1 protein-coding gene is annotated in these 217 nt (G+C 41.9%); it reads left to right on the forward strand.

Annotated elements, in window-relative coordinates:
- The coding region (locus V6260_RS19070) for a hypothetical protein (protein ID WP_341595610.1) at positions 1 to 217 on the forward strand (217 nt) is incomplete at both ends.

Below are 217 nucleotides of genomic sequence, written 5' to 3' on the forward strand. Positions count from 1 at the left end.
AAGTACTGGGTTCCGTGCACCTACTGTTGGTCAAGCCAATGTAAGTAATGTAGAAACAAATCTTAGTGACGGTGTACTAAGGGATTCAGCATTATTACCACCAACTAACCCTGTTGCAGTGCAACTAGGCGGTACAGAACTTGAGCGCGAAGAGTCTGAAAGTTTTACATTCGGTGCTGTTTATACTATTGGTGACCTTTTCTTATCGGTTGATTAT

Source organism: Pseudoalteromonas aliena, assembly GCF_038155085.1.
Classification (GTDB): domain Bacteria; phylum Pseudomonadota; class Gammaproteobacteria; order Enterobacterales; family Alteromonadaceae; genus Pseudoalteromonas; species Pseudoalteromonas aliena_A.